This window comes from Hafnia paralvei (genome assembly GCF_020150375.1).
In the GTDB taxonomy this organism is placed as follows: Bacteria; Pseudomonadota; Gammaproteobacteria; order Enterobacterales; family Enterobacteriaceae; genus Hafnia; species Hafnia paralvei.
Map to the genome: position 1 here is coordinate 1,171,441 of NZ_CP083737.1, position 17,008 is coordinate 1,188,448.

General features: G+C 48.6%; 16 protein-coding genes and 1 other RNA gene. 9 read left to right on the forward strand and 8 right to left on the reverse strand.

What is annotated here, in order from left to right; all coding sequences use genetic code 11:
- Nucleotides 1-5: 5 nt before the first annotated feature.
- The 3 genes from K9N75_RS05330 to K9N75_RS05340 are packed head-to-tail and all read left to right on the forward strand — an operon-like array spanning nucleotide 6 to nucleotide 3,425.
- Nucleotides 6-1,052, forward strand: a complete 1,047-nt coding sequence (locus tag K9N75_RS05330) for an ABC transporter permease (RefSeq protein WP_114446045.1) — start codon at nucleotides 6-8, stop codon at nucleotides 1,050-1,052.
- Nucleotides 1,052-1,933, forward strand: coding sequence for an L-ribulose-5-phosphate 3-epimerase (locus K9N75_RS05335; RefSeq protein WP_008812581.1), 882 nt, complete (start codon nucleotides 1,052-1,054; stop codon nucleotides 1,931-1,933). The genes K9N75_RS05330 and K9N75_RS05335 overlap by 1 nt, the downstream gene beginning before the upstream one ends.
- A gap of 10 nt (nucleotides 1,934-1,943) precedes the next feature.
- Nucleotides 1,944-3,425, forward strand: a complete 1,482-nt coding sequence (locus tag K9N75_RS05340) for an FGGY-family carbohydrate kinase (protein ID WP_224452299.1) — start codon at nucleotides 1,944-1,946, stop codon at nucleotides 3,423-3,425.
- A 501-nt stretch (nucleotides 3,426-3,926) separates the two neighbouring features.
- On the opposite strand, the gene ssrA is transcribed toward K9N75_RS05340, so the two are convergent.
- Together ssrA and smpB are read right to left on the reverse strand one after the other, a co-directional pair.
- Nucleotides 3,927-4,290, reverse strand: a transfer-messenger RNA (tmRNA) gene (gene ssrA, locus K9N75_RS05345).
- A 49-nt stretch (nucleotides 4,291-4,339) separates the two neighbouring features.
- A complete protein-coding gene (gene smpB / locus K9N75_RS05350) occupies nucleotides 4,340-4,822 on the reverse strand; it encodes an SsrA-binding protein SmpB (protein WP_035503279.1) in 483 nt (160 codons plus the stop codon).
- Nucleotides 4,823-4,979: 157 nt separating this feature from the next.
- On the opposite strand from smpB, the gene K9N75_RS05355 reads away from it, so the two are divergent.
- Together K9N75_RS05355 and K9N75_RS05360 are read left to right on the forward strand one after the other, a co-directional pair.
- Nucleotides 4,980-5,414: a type II toxin-antitoxin system RatA family toxin gene (locus K9N75_RS05355; protein ID WP_004847214.1), complete on the forward strand. Its 435-nt coding sequence runs from the start codon at nucleotides 4,980-4,982 to the stop codon at nucleotides 5,412-5,414.
- Nucleotides 5,407-5,691: an RnfH family protein gene (locus tag K9N75_RS05360; protein WP_004847213.1), complete on the forward strand. Its 285-nt coding sequence runs from the start codon at nucleotides 5,407-5,409 to the stop codon at nucleotides 5,689-5,691. The genes K9N75_RS05355 and K9N75_RS05360 overlap by 8 nt, the downstream gene beginning before the upstream one ends.
- 76 nt (nucleotides 5,692-5,767) lie before the next feature.
- On the opposite strand, the gene bamE is transcribed toward K9N75_RS05360, so the two are convergent.
- From bamE to nadK, 3 genes are all read right to left on the reverse strand, one after another.
- On the reverse strand, nucleotides 5,768-6,118 hold the full coding sequence (gene bamE, locus K9N75_RS05365; RefSeq protein ID WP_020303893.1) for an outer membrane protein assembly factor BamE: 351 nt from the start codon (nucleotides 6,116-6,118) through the stop codon (nucleotides 5,768-5,770).
- A gap of 112 nt (nucleotides 6,119-6,230) precedes the next feature.
- Nucleotides 6,231-7,892, reverse strand: coding sequence for a DNA repair protein RecN (gene recN / locus K9N75_RS05370; RefSeq protein WP_008812627.1), 1,662 nt, complete (start codon nucleotides 7,890-7,892; stop codon nucleotides 6,231-6,233).
- 97 nt (nucleotides 7,893-7,989) lie between these two features.
- Complete coding sequence (gene nadK, locus K9N75_RS05375) at nucleotides 7,990-8,868, reverse strand: NAD(+) kinase (protein WP_004847209.1); 879 nt, start codon at nucleotides 8,866-8,868, stop codon at nucleotides 7,990-7,992.
- Between the two features lie 123 nt (nucleotides 8,869-8,991).
- On the opposite strand from nadK, the gene grpE reads away from it, so the two are divergent.
- Nucleotides 8,992-9,579 (forward strand): nucleotide exchange factor GrpE, encoded by a 588-nt coding sequence (grpE, locus tag K9N75_RS05380; protein ID WP_008812628.1) that lies wholly within the window; start codon nucleotides 8,992-8,994, stop codon nucleotides 9,577-9,579.
- A gap of 55 nt (nucleotides 9,580-9,634) precedes the next feature.
- Here the strand turns inward: grpE and ung are convergent, their stop codons facing one another.
- On the reverse strand, nucleotides 9,635-10,330 hold the full coding sequence (gene ung, locus K9N75_RS05385) for a uracil-DNA glycosylase (RefSeq protein ID WP_008812629.1): 696 nt from the start codon (nucleotides 10,328-10,330) through the stop codon (nucleotides 9,635-9,637).
- Nucleotides 10,331-10,710: 380 nt separating this feature from the next.
- Between ung and grcA the strand changes: the two genes are divergently transcribed.
- A complete protein-coding gene (gene grcA / locus K9N75_RS05390) occupies nucleotides 10,711-11,094 on the forward strand; it encodes an autonomous glycyl radical cofactor GrcA (protein ID WP_185922468.1) in 384 nt (127 codons plus the stop codon).
- Between the two features lie 303 nt (nucleotides 11,095-11,397).
- On the opposite strand, the gene srmB is transcribed toward grcA, so the two are convergent.
- Entirely contained in the window at nucleotides 11,398-12,726 is a 1,329-nt protein-coding gene (srmB, locus tag K9N75_RS05395; RefSeq protein ID WP_008812631.1) for an ATP-dependent RNA helicase SrmB, read from the reverse strand.
- Nucleotides 12,727-12,962: 236 nt separating this feature from the next.
- Between srmB and K9N75_RS05400 the strand changes: the two genes are divergently transcribed.
- A complete protein-coding gene (locus K9N75_RS05400) occupies nucleotides 12,963-13,625 on the forward strand; it encodes a tRNA1(Val) (adenine(37)-N6)-methyltransferase (protein WP_282107349.1) in 663 nt (220 codons plus the stop codon).
- A gap of 256 nt (nucleotides 13,626-13,881) precedes the next feature.
- Complete coding sequence (brnQ, locus tag K9N75_RS05405; protein ID WP_039187295.1) at nucleotides 13,882-15,261, forward strand: branched-chain amino acid transport system II carrier protein; 1,380 nt, start codon at nucleotides 13,882-13,884, stop codon at nucleotides 15,259-15,261.
- Between the two features lie 82 nt (nucleotides 15,262-15,343).
- Here brnQ and nadB read toward each other — a convergent pair whose 3' ends face one another.
- A complete protein-coding gene (gene nadB / locus K9N75_RS05410) occupies nucleotides 15,344-16,945 on the reverse strand; it encodes an L-aspartate oxidase (RefSeq protein ID WP_172635535.1) in 1,602 nt (533 codons plus the stop codon).
- Nucleotides 16,946-17,008: the final 63 nt, after the last annotated feature.

A 17,008-nucleotide genomic window follows, 5' to 3' on the forward strand; every position in this document is an offset into this window, starting at 1 on the left:
TTGAAATGAAAAAACAGGCATTTTTACCAATAGATGGCACCAGCTCCGGTTTACTGGCGATATGTTTCTTCGCCGTGGTGGCTTTTAGTCTGGCGATGCCCGGACGCTTTTTTACCGAAAATACTTTTCTGAGTATTGCCTTTCAGTTGCCAGAACTCGGATTGCTTACCTTTGCGATGTTTGTGCCGATGCTCAGTGGCGGGCTTAATCTGGCGATTATTGGCACTGCGAATCTGACCAGCCTGTTTATGGCATGGCTATTAATCCAGCTTGTACCTGCTGATGCGTCTACCGGCATGCAGTTATGGTGGTTACTTTTAGCGATGCTGGGCGCGATGCTTATTGCCATCGCGATTGGTGCCATTACGGGGATCATTATTGCTCGAGTGGGGGCGCACCCGATTTTGGTAACGCTAGGTAGCATGACGATTATCAGTGGAATTGGTATCTATCTCACTAAAGGCGCGGCGTTAAGTGGTATGCCACCGATTGTCCGCAGTATAGGGTCGGAAGTGATATATGGGATACCGGTTCCCATGGTGATTTTTATCGCTGCGACTCTGATGCTGGCACTTTTTCTCGGGAAAACCCGTACAGGAAAAGTCATTTATATGTGCGGTAGCAACATCAATGCGACCTGGTTTAGCGGTATTCGTACTGACCGTGTGCTGATCGCAATTTATGCTATTTCCAGCCTGCTGTGCGTGCTGGCAGGACTTATTATGCTGGCCCGCTTTAACTCTGCGCGTATGGGGTACGGCGATTCTTATCTACTGCTGACGGTACTGGCAATTGTTCTCGGTGGCACCGATCCATTCGGTGGGGTTGGTAAGGTCGGTCATGTTTTCTGTGCTCTGTTGGTGCTTCAGGTGATCGCCACTGGACTCAGTCTTCTGGGCCTTAGTCTGCATTTCAATCTAGCAGTGTGGGGGATTACCTTGATTGCCGCATTGGCCTTTAAGTTCTTCAAACAAAAGTGGCAGGCGCAGCGTGCCATGAATAACAGTCGAAAAGTGACTCAACAGCCACTGGCAACTCTTGAGGGAAAATAATGCGTACTCATCCATTAGGTATTTATGAAAAGGCGCTCCCCAGAAACACCAGTTGGGTAGAAAAGCTCGCGTTGGCAAAATCATGCGGCTTTGATTTTGTTGAAATGTCGGTAGATGAGAGTGAAGAACGACGTGCTCGCTTGGACTGGCCTCTTGCCGAGCGAATGGAGATTATCAATGCCATTCAGAAAACCGGTGTGCGTATTCCTACCATGTGTTTATCTGCTCATCGGCGTTTCCCGTTCGGTAGTCATGATAGCGACACTCGCCAGCAAGCTCGGATTATCATGCAGAAAGCATTGCGACTGGCGCAGGATTTGGGAGTGCGAACTATCCAGCTTGCAGGGTATGACGTTTATTATGAGCCGCAAAATGATGAAACCATCGCCTGGTTTGAAGATGCGATGGCTTGGGTTGCGGAGCAAGCTGCAGCCGCGCAGGTTATGTGCGCTGTGGAAATTATGGATACGCCCTTTATTAACTCCATCAGTAAATGGAAAGTACTAGATAAGAAAATTAACTCTCCGTGGTTTACCGTCTACCCAGATGTCGGCAATCTAACCGCATGGGGTAATGAATTGGAGAGTGAACTGGTAAAAGGAATTGATCGGATTTCTGCCATTCACCTTAAAGATACGTTTCCGGTGACACGGGATTCGCCAGGGCAATTTCGTGATGTTCCCTTTGGCGATGGGTGCGTAGATTTTGTGAATTTATTCAAAATATTACGCCGTCTTAATTACCGCGGTACTTTTCTTATTGAAATGTGGACAGAGAAATCCACCGAACCGTTGCTGGAAATTATCCATGCGCGTCAATGGATAGAAAATAAAATGCAGGCCGCCGGATGGTTTGACGAGCGGTCGCCGGTTGCAGGATGAGGAGGGGACGATGAGCCATTACTTTATGGGAATTGATTTGGGCGGCACCGTCACCAAGGCAGGGATCTACACCGCCGAGGGGAGGGAAGTCACCGTTGCAGCTCAGACCTTACCCCTACTCAGCCTACTTCCGGGATTCTGTGAACGCAATATGGCTGACCTTTGGACGGCAACGTGTGATGTTATCCGGCGAGCGTTGGTTGAAAGTCATTTGTCAGCGGAACACATCAACGGCATTAGTTTTTCCTCACATGGCAAAGGGCTTTATCTTGTCGATAAATCAGGAGCGCCGGTGCGTAACGGTATCGTGTCTTCGGATTCGCGCGCACAACCACTAGTTACAGCCTGGAAGGCGCAGGGTATCGATCGTCAGGCTTATCCGCACAGCTTTCAGCAGCTGTGGCCTTCACATCCGGCAGCATTGTTAAGGTGGTTAAAGCTGAACGAACCGGAGAGTTATGCCCGTATAGGTTATGTTTTGATGGCCCACGATTATATTCGCTATTGCCTGACACAGGAATTTACCTGCGAAGAAACCAATATTTCGGGAAGTCAGCTATTTAATTTACAACACAATGAGTTTGACCCTGCTCTGTTTGCATTATTCGGCATTGAAGAGATGACGAATTGTATGCCCAAGGTGATTGGCTCAGCCGAATTGGCCGGAGTTGTTACTACAGATGCTGCCGCGTTATGTGGATTAAAAGCAGGAACGCCAGTATTTGGCGGGGTTTTTGATGTCGTTGGCGCAGCCATCACCTCTGGAGTGTATGACAGTACGCAACTTAGCGCTGTCGCCGGCACCTGGTCTATAGCCACTCGTGTTTTTGATAACATTATCCCAGAAGAATATCCTTATGTATGGGGTAAATTTAGTATTCCTGGACACTATTTCGCCCATGAAGGCAGCCCTACATCTGCCAGTAATCTGACCTGGTTTATTCATCACTTTTTCCCAGATCTGCTGGATGACCATGACAAGCTTAATCAGTGGGCTGTGCGTGGATATGAGAAACCGGACAGTATTTTATTTTTCCCTTGGCTGTACGGTTCTAATTACTGCGACTCCCTGAGCGGTGGATTTCTCGGGTTGGGGGGGCACCACGACGCTGCAGATATGGTGTACGCTATCTATCAAGGAATAGTGTTCTCTCATTTACTGCATCAGGACAAATTACTGCAACTTAGCGATGGAACTCGTACTATTCGTTTTACTGGCGGGCCAACGCATTCACGTATCTGGATGCAGATGTTTTGTGATGCCAGCAATCTGCCGCTTGAAATTGTTGATGTGGAACAGTCTGGCTGTCGGGCGGCGGCGATATGTGCTGCCGTAGGTGCTGGAGATTATGCGGGCTTTGAACAGGCGATTAAAGCGACCCTGCCGCCACTGATTCGTTTGGAGCCGGATGCGGTGAAGCATCAGATGTTACGCAGTCGGTTTGAACGATTCAAGCGCGTTGCCGATGCGTTGAGTACGGCTGAAAGTTAATAGCGTGCATTATCGTGAAGGAGATCGGTGAGTACTCACTGATCTCCTTTTTGTTTATGCATGCTGAAGTGTAACGTTTCCCTGTCGAGGGAGGGCGCGTTGATAACGTAAAGGTTTTATTGCCATAAATTCAATGCCGCCAATTTGTCGCCAAAATAAAAGGAGCTACGCTTTCAAGTAACCCGTTAATGTATTTGGGCGGTGTAAATCTATCACCATCGGAGCGCAGATTCTCGTCGTCTTGAACGGGCAGTGGCTTTGATTTCCGTATCGGTTAACGGTTTGGTTTTTCTTGCCATGGGGAGTCTCCATGCGTTTAGGCCCAACGAAGAAAATAGAACTTTTCGTTGGGCCTATCAATGGGCCTAAAAGGTTCGGATTTAATTAGTTGGCATCAGACTTCACGGGACAAATTCAAGGCACAAAAAAGCCCGCAGGGCTTGCGCCGTGCGGGCTTCTAGGACTTCATCGGATGACTCTGGTAATCACCGATGGAGAATTTGGTGGAGCTGGGGGGATTTGAACCCCCGTCCGAAATTACTACACCGTCGGCACTACATGCTTAGTCTAGTCTTTACATTCGCCTACCAGCTGCGGACAGACACGCTACTAATAAACTAGCTTGATTAGATTTAATGCTTCAACCCCAAGCTAGGTATCCACACGATCTCTTTTGGGTTTGACTTCTCTTGATCCCCGTCTTAAGAGCGGAAGCTAGGGAGAGAAGGCTCTAAGCAGGGTATTAAGCTGCTAGTGCGTAGTTTTCGTCGTTTGCGACTATTTTTTTGCGGCTTTTTACGAGGCCAACCGCCCCTCGGCATGCTCCTTGGGCTTCGCAAATCCCGTCGAATCCAGAATCAGCCCCAAGTACTATTCAGCAGTATATCAGAAATTATATCCGTAAAGCCAGTAGCTTAGCGGTTTGAGTTCTTCATGATACGTGCTTTGTCTAATTTCCACTCACGATCTTTAATGTCGTCGCGTTTGTCGTGCTCTTTCTTACCTTTCGCTAAGCCGATTTTGACTTTCGACCAAGCGTTTTTCCAGTAAAGAGATAGCGCAACAACGGTAAAACCGTCACGACTGACTTTGCCGATCAGCGTTTCTAATTCGCGTTTCTTCAGCAGCAGTTTGCGTGTGCGCGTTGGATCGCACACGACGTGCGTTGACGCCACGTTTAGTGGTTGAATAGTGGCACCAAAGAGGTAGGCTTCGCCATCGCGGAAAGTCACGTAGCTGTCGGTGATGTTCGCTTTACCTGCGCGCATCGACTTCACTTCCCAACCTTGCAGCGCCAACCCCGCCTCGATTTCTTCTTCGATGAAGTATTCGTGGCGAGCGCGTTTGTTCATAGCAATCGTTGCTGAACCGGGTTTATGTGCTTTTTTCTTTGTCATAGTGCTGCCATTATACTGAACCACTCGAGGGATGAACATCCTTTCACCCTGAGCCGTCGTGGTTTTTTAATACGTTAGCTCAGTGTGCTTAAGGCATTTCTCTCTGTCCACAGATAAATGGTATTATTTGTGCGTTTTATGTTACTCAGGAATTGATATGCCACAGATTAGCCGTTCTGCTTTGGTGCCATTTAGTGCTACGCAAATGTATCAGTTGGTCAACGATGTTTCCGCATACCCTGCGTTTTTGCCGGGGTGTGTAGGGAGCCGTGTTTTAGAATCAGGGCCAAATTCGATGACTGCCGCAGTTGATGTTTCCAAGGCTGGGATCAGTAAGACTTTTACGACCCGCAATACGCTTGCGGATAGCTCCAGCATCAAGATGCAACTCGTCGATGGTCCATTTCGTAAGCTGTTAGGCGGTTGGCATTTTATCCCGTTGAGTGATGATGCCTGCAAAGTTGAATTGCATCTCGATTTTGAGTTTACCAACAAATTGGTTGAGCTGGCTTTCGGCAAGGTGTTTAAAGAGCTGGCGGGGAATATGGTTCAGGCTTTCACTTCGCGTGCGAAAGAGGTCTACAGTGCCTGATATCAATGTTGAAGTGGTTTACGCGTTGCCTGAACGCCAATATTTACGCCGTATAAAGCTACCGGAAGGCGCTAACGTTGAACAGGCTATTCAGCAGTCGGGGTTGTTAGCGTTACGCACTGAAATCGATCTAGCGAAAAACAAAGTGGGTATCTACAGCCGTACGGTCAAGCTGTCGGACAAGGTTCACGAGGGAGATCGGGTAGAAATTTACCGCCCGTTGTTAGCCGATCCGAAAGAACTGCGTCGGTTGCGTGCCGAACGAGCAAAAAAATAAGGCGCTGTTTGCGCCTTATTCTCTCAGATATTGATACATCCAGCCCTATCACACCCATTTGCCTAGCTTACGGCACTTATTCTTCGCTGTTATCAGGAAGCTTTTTGGTGTTTTCAATATTGGTCAAAACACCGCTGCCATCGAAGGTCAGAGTCAGTGTTTCTTGAGTCACGGCTTCATGACCCGGCTGTTGACGGAACACGTAGAACCATGTGCTGGTTCCAAACGGATCTTGCAGCATTGGCGTACCTAGCGTGTAGGCGACTTGTTGCTGCGTCATCCCTCTGTGAATTTTGGCTACGTCAGCAGCAGTCAGGTAGTTTCCCTGATTGATGTCAGGACGGTATACCACTTTTTCAAAGGTTGAACAGCCTGCGGTCAGCGTAACCATAACCACAGCAGCGGCAGTCAGCATTTTACAACGCATAGTAATCTCATTCCTTTTGGACATAGGTTGCCGATGATAATCGACCTTGCAACAGTTGGAAACCTCAACAGACCTCAATATGACCTCTGGAATCAAAAAAAGTTGAGCTTTTTTATGCGGCAAGCAGTTCTTTTGCATTTGCCAGCGTATTACGCGTCACTTCACTTCCGCCCAACAGGCGCGCCAGCTCTTGTAAACGAGCCTTTTTATCGAGTGGCTGCATAGTAGTTTCAGTTTCTGAGCCGTCAGTCTGTTTGCTGACATAAAAATGTTGGTGTCCACATCCTGCAACTTGAGGTAAATGAGTCACACACATAACCTGTGTAGATTCGCCAAGTTGACGCAGCATCTTACCGACAATTGCCGCGGTTGGTCCACTGATGCCCACGTCTACTTCATCGAAGATGAGTGCCGGGGTATCCATTTTTTGTGCGGTGATAACCTGAATAGCCAGTGCGATACGTGATAGTTCACCGCCTGACGCGACTTTAGCCAGAGGCTGTAGAGGCTGGCCGGGGTTAGTCGTTACGCTGAATTCAATGCGGTCAGCACCGTCAGCGGTGAGCGCTTCAGGCATGAAATTCACGTCAATAGCGAATTGTCCATGAGGCATTGATAGTTCGTGCATGCTATGGGTAATTAACGAGGAGAGCTCCTGCGCGAACTCGACCCGCTGCTGGTGCAACTGCTGTGCTAGCGAAAGTGCTTGCTGGTGATGAATATGCACATTCTCTGCTAGCTGTTCCTGCTCGCTCTCTTGCTGACAGAGAGACTGCTGCTCGTCTAGTAATTGCTGATGGAACTGTGGCAACTCTTCTGGCGAAACGTGGTGTTTTCTGGCTAATGCAATTTGGCGAGAAATACGCTGCTCTAATTCATAGAGGCGTGCAGGATCCATATCGATGTTATCGCCATAGTGACGTAACTCGTTGCTGGCCTCTGATATTTGGATCGAGGCTTCTTCAAGCATATCTAGAAGCGGTGAAAACTGACTGTCGTAGCTAATCAATTCGGACACATTTTGTTTTGCACTGTGCAAGAGACTCAGAATATTGCCGTCTTCAGCCTCCGAAAGCATGTTGAGCGCTCGCTGACTGATGGTTAACAACTGCCCACTATTGGCTTGGCGCTTATATTCCTCATCGATTTGTTCATACTCACCCGCCTGAGGAGCAAACTCATTGAGCTCTTTTAACTGATATTGCAGCAGCTGTTTACGTGATTCACGCTCTGCTACCTGTTTTTGATGGTGCGTTAGCAAACGGCAGCTATGGTGCCATTGACGATAGGCCGCCTGCATTTCAGCCAACAGTTCTGATTGATTGCTGTAGGCATCAAGCAGATGCTTTTGATGTTCGGATTTGAGTAGCAACTGATGCGCGTGCTGACCGTGGATCTGGATCAGATGCTGACCTAACTCACGCAGCTGTGAAAGGGGAACCGCGGTGCCGTTAATAAAACCCCGCGAGCGGCCATCGGCGCTGATAACGCGGCGGAGCAGGCATTCGTTGCTGTCATCCAACTGGTTCTGTTCAAGCCATTGGCGCGCTGAGGGGGTGTCCGCCAAAGAGAAACGAGCGCAAATATCGGCTCTAGGCGTATTTAAACGCACCATAGCCGCTTCTGAGCGTCCTCCAAGGCATAAGCCCAAGGCATCGATAGCAATAGACTTACCTGCGCCAGTTTCGCCAGTGATAGCGGTCATTCCGCGTTGGAAGTCGATTTCAAGTTCACGAACAATAGCAAAATTAGAAATGGTCAGTTGCGTCAGCATTCGAAATTCCCCTGTACGGAATCACATAACTGTATTTAACCACAGTATAAACTGGTTTTTTATACAGTAAAGTAGCTGACGAAAAAATTTTCTTAATTTAGAAAAGTTTTTTAGACCACCCTAACTTGGTGCTTAATGTATTGAAATAGTTGTAGTCTTTGGGATGTATCAAGTTTAAATGAAATTGGCTACGCTGAATCATCACTTCTTCTCCTTGCTGAATTGGCAGGGCTATCTGGCTGTCACAGCTGATTTCCAGATCGTTGCTGAAGTGGCTAAAGCGGAGATGGATTTTGCTGTTACTATCGATAACTAGAGGTCTGGCGGATAGCGTATGAGGAAACATAGGCACCAGTGCGATGGCATCTAGGGTTGGGGTCAGAATAGGCCCCCCGGCAGATAATGAGTAGGCGGTAGAGCCTGTAGGGGTTGAGATGATTAGGCCGTCAGAGCGTTGTGAGAAGGCAAAGTTTTCATTGATATAAACTTCGAACTCAATCATATGAGCCACTTTACCAGGGTGTAACACTACCTCGTTGATCGCGGTGCTCATGCGTCTTTGTTGTTGCTCGCGGCACACCTGGACTTCAAGTAAAAAGCGTTGCTCGCTAAAATATTCGCCGTCGAGGACGTCAGAAAGCTGTTGTTTAGCGTTATCGGGATCGAGGTCGGTGAGAAAACCCAGGTTGCCACGGTTTACACCGATAACTTTGATATCGTAGCGCGCCAGAATGCGTGCCGCGCCGAGCATATTGCCATCGCCGCCGACGACGACAGCGAGATCGGCCTGCTGCCCAATGTCTGCCAAACTGCCTGTAGTCGCGTTTTCCAACTTGAGGTCGTGTGCAATTTGGTGTTCGACGATCACCGGATAGCCTTTACCGACGAGCCAGTTAAACAGCATCTCATGCGTGGCCAGTGCCGCAGGATGACGCGGATGACCGACCAGACCGATACATTCAAATTTTTTATTCATGCAGTGGTTTTCCTACTGAGTGCAATTTAATGACTCTCATTATGCGCGGTTCTCTTGAATCGCCAGCTTTCATCCCCATAATAAGCCAAGTAGCGAGATTAATGCCAAACCGCGGAGAATTTCATGAGTAGTAAAGAACAGAACATGTCGAATGAGCAAGCCTCACAAGAAATGGAAAACGGACAAGAGCAGCACGAACAGGCTCAGGTCGATGCGGCAGACGTAGTCGATGTGCGCGATGAGCGCATTGCTGAACTGGAAGCTCAGTTGCAGGAAGCCGCTCAGCGTGAGCGTGATTCTGTTATGCGTGCCCGCGCAGAAGCTGACAATATTCGCCGTCGTGCCGAGCAGGACGTAGAGAAGGCGCATAAATTCGCTTTAGAGAAGTTCTCTAACGAACTGTTGCCAGTGATTGACAGCTTGGAGCGTGCGTTGGATCTGGCGGATAAATCCAATCCAGATTTAGCGGCGATGATTGAAGGCATCGAATTGACGCTGAAATCTATGCTGGATGCCGTGCGTAAGTTCGGCGTAGAGCAGGTAGGTGAAGTCAATGTTCCGTTTAATCCTGAAGTGCATCAGGCAATGACGATGATGGAATCCGATCAGCATGAACCAAACCAAGTCATGATGGTTATGCAAAAAGGCTATACCTTAAATGGCCGCCTGATCCGTCCAGCGATGGTTGCGGTATCTAAAGCTAAGGCTTGATCGATATCCTAAAAATCAAAAACCAGTCGATTGACTGGTTTTTTTTCGCCTGTACTTATTCCTCGCTACCGTTTTCCGGTAAGCGTGGCTGCCAGTCAATCGGCGTAAGCCCCTGTTCAATCAGGAGTCGATTGGTTTGTGAGAAATGGTGGCAGCCCAAGAAACCGCGGTGTGCAGATAGCGGTGATGGATGGGGTGCCTTCAACACGCGGTGGCGCTGCGTATCGATAATGCTGCCTTTCTTTTGCGCATGGGCTCCCCACAACAAGAACACAATCCCTGAACGATGTTCGTTAAGCGCTGCGACAACTTTATCTGTGAAGGTTTCCCAACCGAGCTTAGCGTGCGAGTGCGCTTGACCACGCTCGACGGTTAACACGGTATTGAGTAGTAAAACACCTTGGTCGGCCCAGCTTTTTAGATAGCCGTGATTAGGGATTTGAAATCCTTCAATATCGGTTTGTAGCTCTTTATACATATTCATGAGCGAAGGGGGCGCGGGAATGCCTGGGCGAACGGAAAAAGAGAGTCCGTGTGCCTGATTTGGCCCGTGATAGGGGTCTTGCCCAAGGATGACGACTTTAACGTCATTAAATTCAGTGAAGCGAAAAGCGTTAAATACATCTTTCTGCGGTGGATAAATGGTCTTACCGGCTTGGCGCTCTGCCGCAACGAAAGCAAGCGTGTCGTGAAAATAGGGCTTTTCTTTCTCGGCACCGATGACATCGTGCCAGTTTAGTGGAGAAGTCATCTTCACTTCCTCTTTGTTTATACGGAAATTATCTGGCGGTAGCTTACCGTTTCAAGCGATGAAGTTAAACCGTGAAGAAAATTTAACCACGTGCAGGCTAGTCACTGTGTGAGTGTTTTTTGAACGAAAATTAAATTTTTTTTGAAAATTTACAAAAATAGAAAAGTCGCCACAAAATGGTTAAATTTGATGTAAAACATAAATTTGCCCAAATTGGTAAAATGACCACCATGAAAAAATTGATTTAAATCAAAGAAAACCCCACTCTATATTGGTATATAGAACATCAAGACAACATTGGTTTTACCAAATGGCCGATGTTAAGGCCGTAAACGAAGAAATTAATCCCAGATTTTTTGCTCTATTGACGGAGGCAACAAATGATTCAAGGTATTCAGATCACTAAAGCTGATAATGCAGACCTGATGAACTCTTTCTGGCTGCTTGATACAGATAAAAATGAAGCACGCTGCGTATGTGCTAAAGCAGGCTATGCAGAAGACCAGATCGTTGCAGTAAGCGATTTGGGTCAAATCGAATATCGCGAAGTCCCTTTGGATATCAAACCAACTGTACGTGTGGAAGGCGGTCAGCACTTGAACGTTAACGTTCTGCGCCGTGAAACTCTGGAAGATGCCGTTAAGCACCCAGAAAAATATCCACAGCTGACTATTCGTGTTTCTGGCTATGCGGTGCGTTTCAACTCACTGACTCCAGAACAGCAGCGTGACGTTATCGCTCGTACCTTTACTGAAAGCCTGTAATTTCAGGCTTGAGGCAACAGGAATAGCAAAAAGGAGCTGAAAAGCTCCTTTTTTACGTCTGTAGCCCAGAGAACTTTGCTAAATAGTACAAAATAGCTGCACAGCATGTTGCTGCATAATTAATGTTATTTGCATTCTATTTCATTATATTAATTCCACTCTTCATCGAATTTTTAGTGTGCGAGCAGGGAAAAGAGTCAGAAAAAATAGTCTGGCTGGATTTAATCTCGTAGCGGTAAAATTGTTGGTGTTAGGATGAAAAAAAACCGCCATTAAAGGCGGTTTTTCTGTTAGCTCGCTGATTTATTCTTCAGTTGGAGTCACTGACTGTGCGGCTTTAGGCTTACGGCGTTTTCCGACATTTTTACTATCGCGGTGACGCACTTTTACCTTTTTATCTTTCTTCTCTTCGTCTTTTTTCTCTTGGCGCTTGAGCAGCGTCTTCTTAGACGGCTTACCTTTGTTCTTCTCGCTTGGCGGCTTGGTGGTTGGACGAAGTTCGTCAACCACGCGAGATTTAATTTGCTCTTCGACATAGCGGCTGATTTTGCCCAGCAGCAGATGGTCATGAGCTTCCACCAGAGAAATTGCGATGCCTTTACGACCTGCGCGACCGGTACGGCCAATACGGTGTAGATAGGTGTCAGCGGTGCGTGGCATATCGAAGTTGAAGACGTGGCTGATGTCTGGGATATCCAGACCACGCGCGGCGACGTCGGTTGCAACCAACACGTTCACTCGGCCATCAAGCATACGCTTCATGGCTTCATTACGCTTAGCCTGCACCATCTCGCCTTCTAAGTAGCAGGAGTTGATACCCGCTTCGCGCAGCCAGCCTACCAGTTCATGCACGCGCTCGCGCTTACGCACGAAAATAACGGATTTGGTGACTTCAGGCTCTTTTAGCAAATGACACAGCAGCTTGGTTTTGTGCTCAAGAGTATCGGCGCGGTAATACCATTGCTGGATCTTCTTACGCTCACGGCGTGAAGGATCGGCTTCGATTTCGACAGGATCCTGCAGCAGACGCTCAGAGAACTCTTTAATTGCGTCGCCTTCCAGCGTTGCTGAGAACAGCATAGTCTGTTTACGCCAGCGAGTTTCTGCAGCGATGGTTTCGATATCTTGTGCAAAACCCATGTCGAGCATGCGGTCTGCTTCATCAAGGATCAGGGTTTCAACCGCGCGGCAATCGAAGTTTTCTTCTTTGATGTATTGCAGCAGACGGCCAGTGGTTGCAACCACGATGTCTTGATTTTCGCTGAACACTTCAGCGTGATTCATGTAGGCAACGCCACCGGTGATGGTTGCGATATCCAAATTTGTATGTTTAGCCAATTCGATGGCTTGCTCGGCAACCTGCATTGCCAATTCACGCGTTGGAGTCAGCACCAATACACGTGGTGGGCCGGATTTTTTACGCGGGAAGTCGAGCAGGTGCTGCAATACTGGCAGCAAATAGGCGACGGTTTTCCCGGTTCCGGTAGGTGCTGAACCCAGAACGTCGCGACCGTCCATTGCCGGAGGAATGGCGGCAGCTTGAATGGCTGTCGGGCGGTCATAGCCTTTGTCGCGCAATGCGTCGAGTAGGCGTTCATCGAGTTCGAGTTCGGAAAAATTGCTTGCTGTCATGGTCTACCTCTACTTGGGGCGCCGATTATAGACGGGTTGGGGCAGATGTTCACCCATTAAAGCGGGGGAATTAGTATGTTTGCACCGATCCCGCCTTTGCGAATCTATGGGGATATTTTATGCTATGCGACCAAAAATAAGGAGTTACTGTGACTCAACGCCCATCAGAATCAGTACCATTGCGCCGTAACGGATTCACATTTAAGCAATTTTTCGTTGCACACGATCGCTGTGAGATGAAGGTCGGTACCGATAGTATTTTGTTAGGCTCGTGGACTGACATCAGCAATCTCGATGGAAAAATACTGGATATCGGCACAGGCAGCGGTCTTTTAGCTTTGATGCTGGCGCAGCGTACCACAGATGTCGTGCAAATTGATGCCGTTGAACTAGATCAAAACGCGGCCACTCAGGCAGCAGAAAATTTTGTCCTGTCGCCGTGGGCCAATCGAATGCGGGTTCACACCTGTTCATTACAGGCTTTTGCCGCGCAGACCTCCGAACGTTATGACCTGATTGTGAGCAATCCGCCTTACTATCCGCAGGGAGTAGAGTGTCGCAATGTGAGTCGCAATACCGCTCGTTATACCTCGGAGCTTAGCCACCAATCATTGCTAAAGCATGCGAGAGAATTGGCTACAGATAATGGCAGAATGGCCGTCGTTCTCCCTACTGATGTGGGCGTAAGCTTTATTCAGACAGCGGCTCAAGAAGGGTGGTTTATACTGCACTACACTGAAATTGCAGAATTTGACGATAGAGTCGCGCGACGTTCACTGATGTTGTTTGGTTCCAAGCCTGTAAATCAGCAGTCAGATCGACTAGTGATCCGCGATAAAAGCAGTGAATACTCCCATGATTTTCGCCTGTTAACGAAAGATTTTTACCTTTTCTTCTGAGTCTGTTGCTTTGGTTAGCATAATATTTCACTATCAGACTCAGATGCGGTAATTCACCGCAATTTTGTTCTGATAGGAAAGGCTGAAATAATTAACAGGCTCAGGGAGTGGGCGTTCATTGTCGAATTATCCCTATGTAGTGCCATTTCCCTTTGTATTACTCCTTTCTTAGTCAGATCCCTATTGAGCTTTAGTGAATAACTGGCGTACGTGTCTGCTGCGTATACGTCCAGAAAAATTTATAAGAGGGCAGACTATGCAACAACGTTTATCTACGGCTGACACCATGGGGTTAGGGTTAATGACCTTTGCTTTTTTTCTGGGCGCAGGAAACATCATTTTTCCTCCATTAGAAGGTCAGATGGCAGGGCATAACGTACTTTATGCTATGGGCGGTTTTTTGCTCACTGCTGTGGGTTTGCCGTTACTCTCTATTATTGCCGTTGCCCGGGCGGGTGGCGGTTTGCCGTCCATGACTCACGATCTGCCGAAAGGGACAGGTACTTTTGCTGCTGTTTTGTTATTTATCATTATCGGTCCAGCTTTTGCCGCTCCGCGAACCGGCTTGGTCGCTTTTGAAATGGCGGTAAAACCGTTGCTGGTTAGCTCAGGTAGCTACAGCGATACGCCGGTGACGCTGGGTAGCCTAACTTTGGATGGAGTACAAATGTTAGTGACCGCACTGTTTTTTGCAGTGACGCTGATGCTGGCATGGAGCCGTGGCAAGCTGATCGATAGTATTGGCAAATTCTTGACACCGATGTTGTTTTTGCTGCTGGTGGTCTTGGCGCTAGGCGTGATTTTCAAACCGCAAGGGGACATCGTAGCACCGGTAGCGGCCTATGAGCAGATGGCATTTTCTAAGGGGTTTATCAGCGGCTATAACACCATGGATACCTTTGCTGCGCTGATGTTTGGGATGTTGCTGGTTGATGTATTGCGCGGTAAGGGTGTGACTGAGCCGAAGGCTTGCTTCCGCTATTTGAGCATTGCGGGTGTGATTGCTGCGCTCGGTCTGGCGTTTGTATATATCTCCCTGTTTTGGCTGGGGGCGACCTCTTCAACAATTGCTGGTGGAGCCGATAACGGTGGCGTTGTGCTGGCGGCGTATGTGAAGGCGTTATTTGGTCAGCCAGGGCAGTGGATTTTATCATTAGTGGTCATGCTGGCATGTTTAACTACGGCGGTGGGCTTAGTCAGCGCCTGTGCGGACTATTTCTCCACCTTAACGCCGCTGCGCTACCGTCATTGGGTCATTGTATTGTGTCTCATTTGTGCGGTGGTGGCTAACGTTGGGCTGAGCCGTTTGATTGCACTGTCGGTTCCCGTGTTAATGGCATTGTATCCGTTGGCGATTGCCTTGGTGGCTCTGACTTTTGTGCGACGCTGGTTACGTAATCCGGTTCTGGGATATCGTCTGGTTATGCTGGTTGCGTTGCTGTGCAGCTTGCTGGATGGTGCGCGTGCCGCAGGCGTTGAGTCCATCGGTTGGTTAGCTCGCCTGCTGGATTGGCAAATGGCGGCGATGCCGCTGGCCGCAGAAGGTATGGCGTGGGTTCTACCCACGTTTATTATGCTGGTGTTGGCTTTCTTCTTGCCTGCGAAAAGCCGTAATCAGAAAGTGGCTTTGGCTTAATAACGTCCTTGTGATGAATAAGCCACCTTCTCTGAAGGTGGCTTTAACTATTTTAATCCGCCTTAGGGCTCTTAAATCCGCTTCAGGGCTGCAAAATCGTTGGCTTAGGCTCTGCTAATAGATCGGGATAGTCGAGAGTGTAGTGCAATCCTCGGCTTTCTTTTCGTTCCATCGCACAACGCACCATTAGCTCTGCGACTTGAACCAGATTGCGCAGCTCTAAAAGGTTATTTGAGATGCGGAAGTTTGCATAGTACTCGTCAATTTCCTGCTGCAACATTTGAATGCGGCGCAGCGCGCGCTCCAGACGTTTTGTGGTACGAACGATACCAACGTAATCCCACATAAACAGGCGCAGCTCATGCCAGTTATGTTGGATCACGACGCGCTCATCGGAATTGTAAACTCGGCTGTCATCCCACTCGGGTAAACTTGGCGCAAGGCTGGTTTGCGGCAGGCGTTGCAAAATGTCCTGTGAAGCCGACCACGCGTAGACCACGCACTCCAGTAAGGAATTAGAGGCCATACGATTAGCGCCATGTAGGCCGGTATAACTCACTTCACCAATCGCATAGAGTCCTTCCAAGTCAGTACGCCCTTGATGATCGACCATCACACCACCGCAGGTGTAATGTGCCGCGGGTACGATAGGTATAGGTTCTTTGGTGAGATCCAACCCCAAATCCAGCAGTTTTTCATAGATCATCGGGAAGTGCTGCATGATGAAGTCAGCGGGTTTGTGGCTGATGTCTAAATACATGCAGTCGGCGCCAAGACGTTTCATCTCATGGTCGATAGCGCGTGCGACGATATCGCGTGGTGCGAGTTCACCGCGTTCGTCGAAGTCGGGCATGAAACGCGAACCGTCAGGGCGCTTAAGAAAAGCCCCTTCGCCGCGCAAAGCTTCGGTGAGCAGGAAGTTTCTGGCCTGTGGGTGATACAAACAGGTGGGATGGAATTGGTTAAATTCGAGATTTGCAATGCGGCAGCCAGCGCGCCACGCCATAGCAATACCGTCACCTGAAGAGATATCTGGGTTGGTCGTGTATTGATAAACTTTAGCGGCACCGCCGGTCGCTAGCACCACGGTGCGGGCGCGCAAAGTTTCGACCCGCTCTAGATCGCGGTTCCATACATAGGCGCCGACTACACGTTGGGTACCCGGTAAACCGATCTTCTTGGAGGTAATGAGGTCAACGGCGTTATAACGCTCGCACACACGAATATTGGGGTGTGCATTTGCTTTCTGCACCAGCGTGGTCTCTACTTCTTTACCAGTAGCATCTGCGCTGTGCAGAATTCGGCGATGGCTATGGCCGCCTTCACGCGTGAGGTGATAGCGTGATTCGCCAGCGGGACTCATTTCGGTATCGAACAGCACGCCTTGATCGATAAGCCATTGCACGCAATCCTTTGCGTTACGGGCAATAAATTCAACGGCAGAGGGTTCGCACAGCCCTGCGCCCGCAATCAGTGTATCTTGTACGTGTGATTCAATGCTGTCCGTTTCATCGAATACGGCCGCAATGCCACCCTGAGCATAAAATGTGGCACCTTCATTGAAGGGACCTTTGCTCAGCACGGTGACTTTACAATGTTCGGCAAGGCGTAAAGCGAGTGAAAGTCCGGCAGCTCCGCTACCGATAATCAATACATCGTTAAAATGTTCTGAATTTGGTTGCATAGGTTGTGGTGTGTGCAGCTGAAAAGTGAAAATCATGTTAGCCTATGCCAACGTGTAAATGCA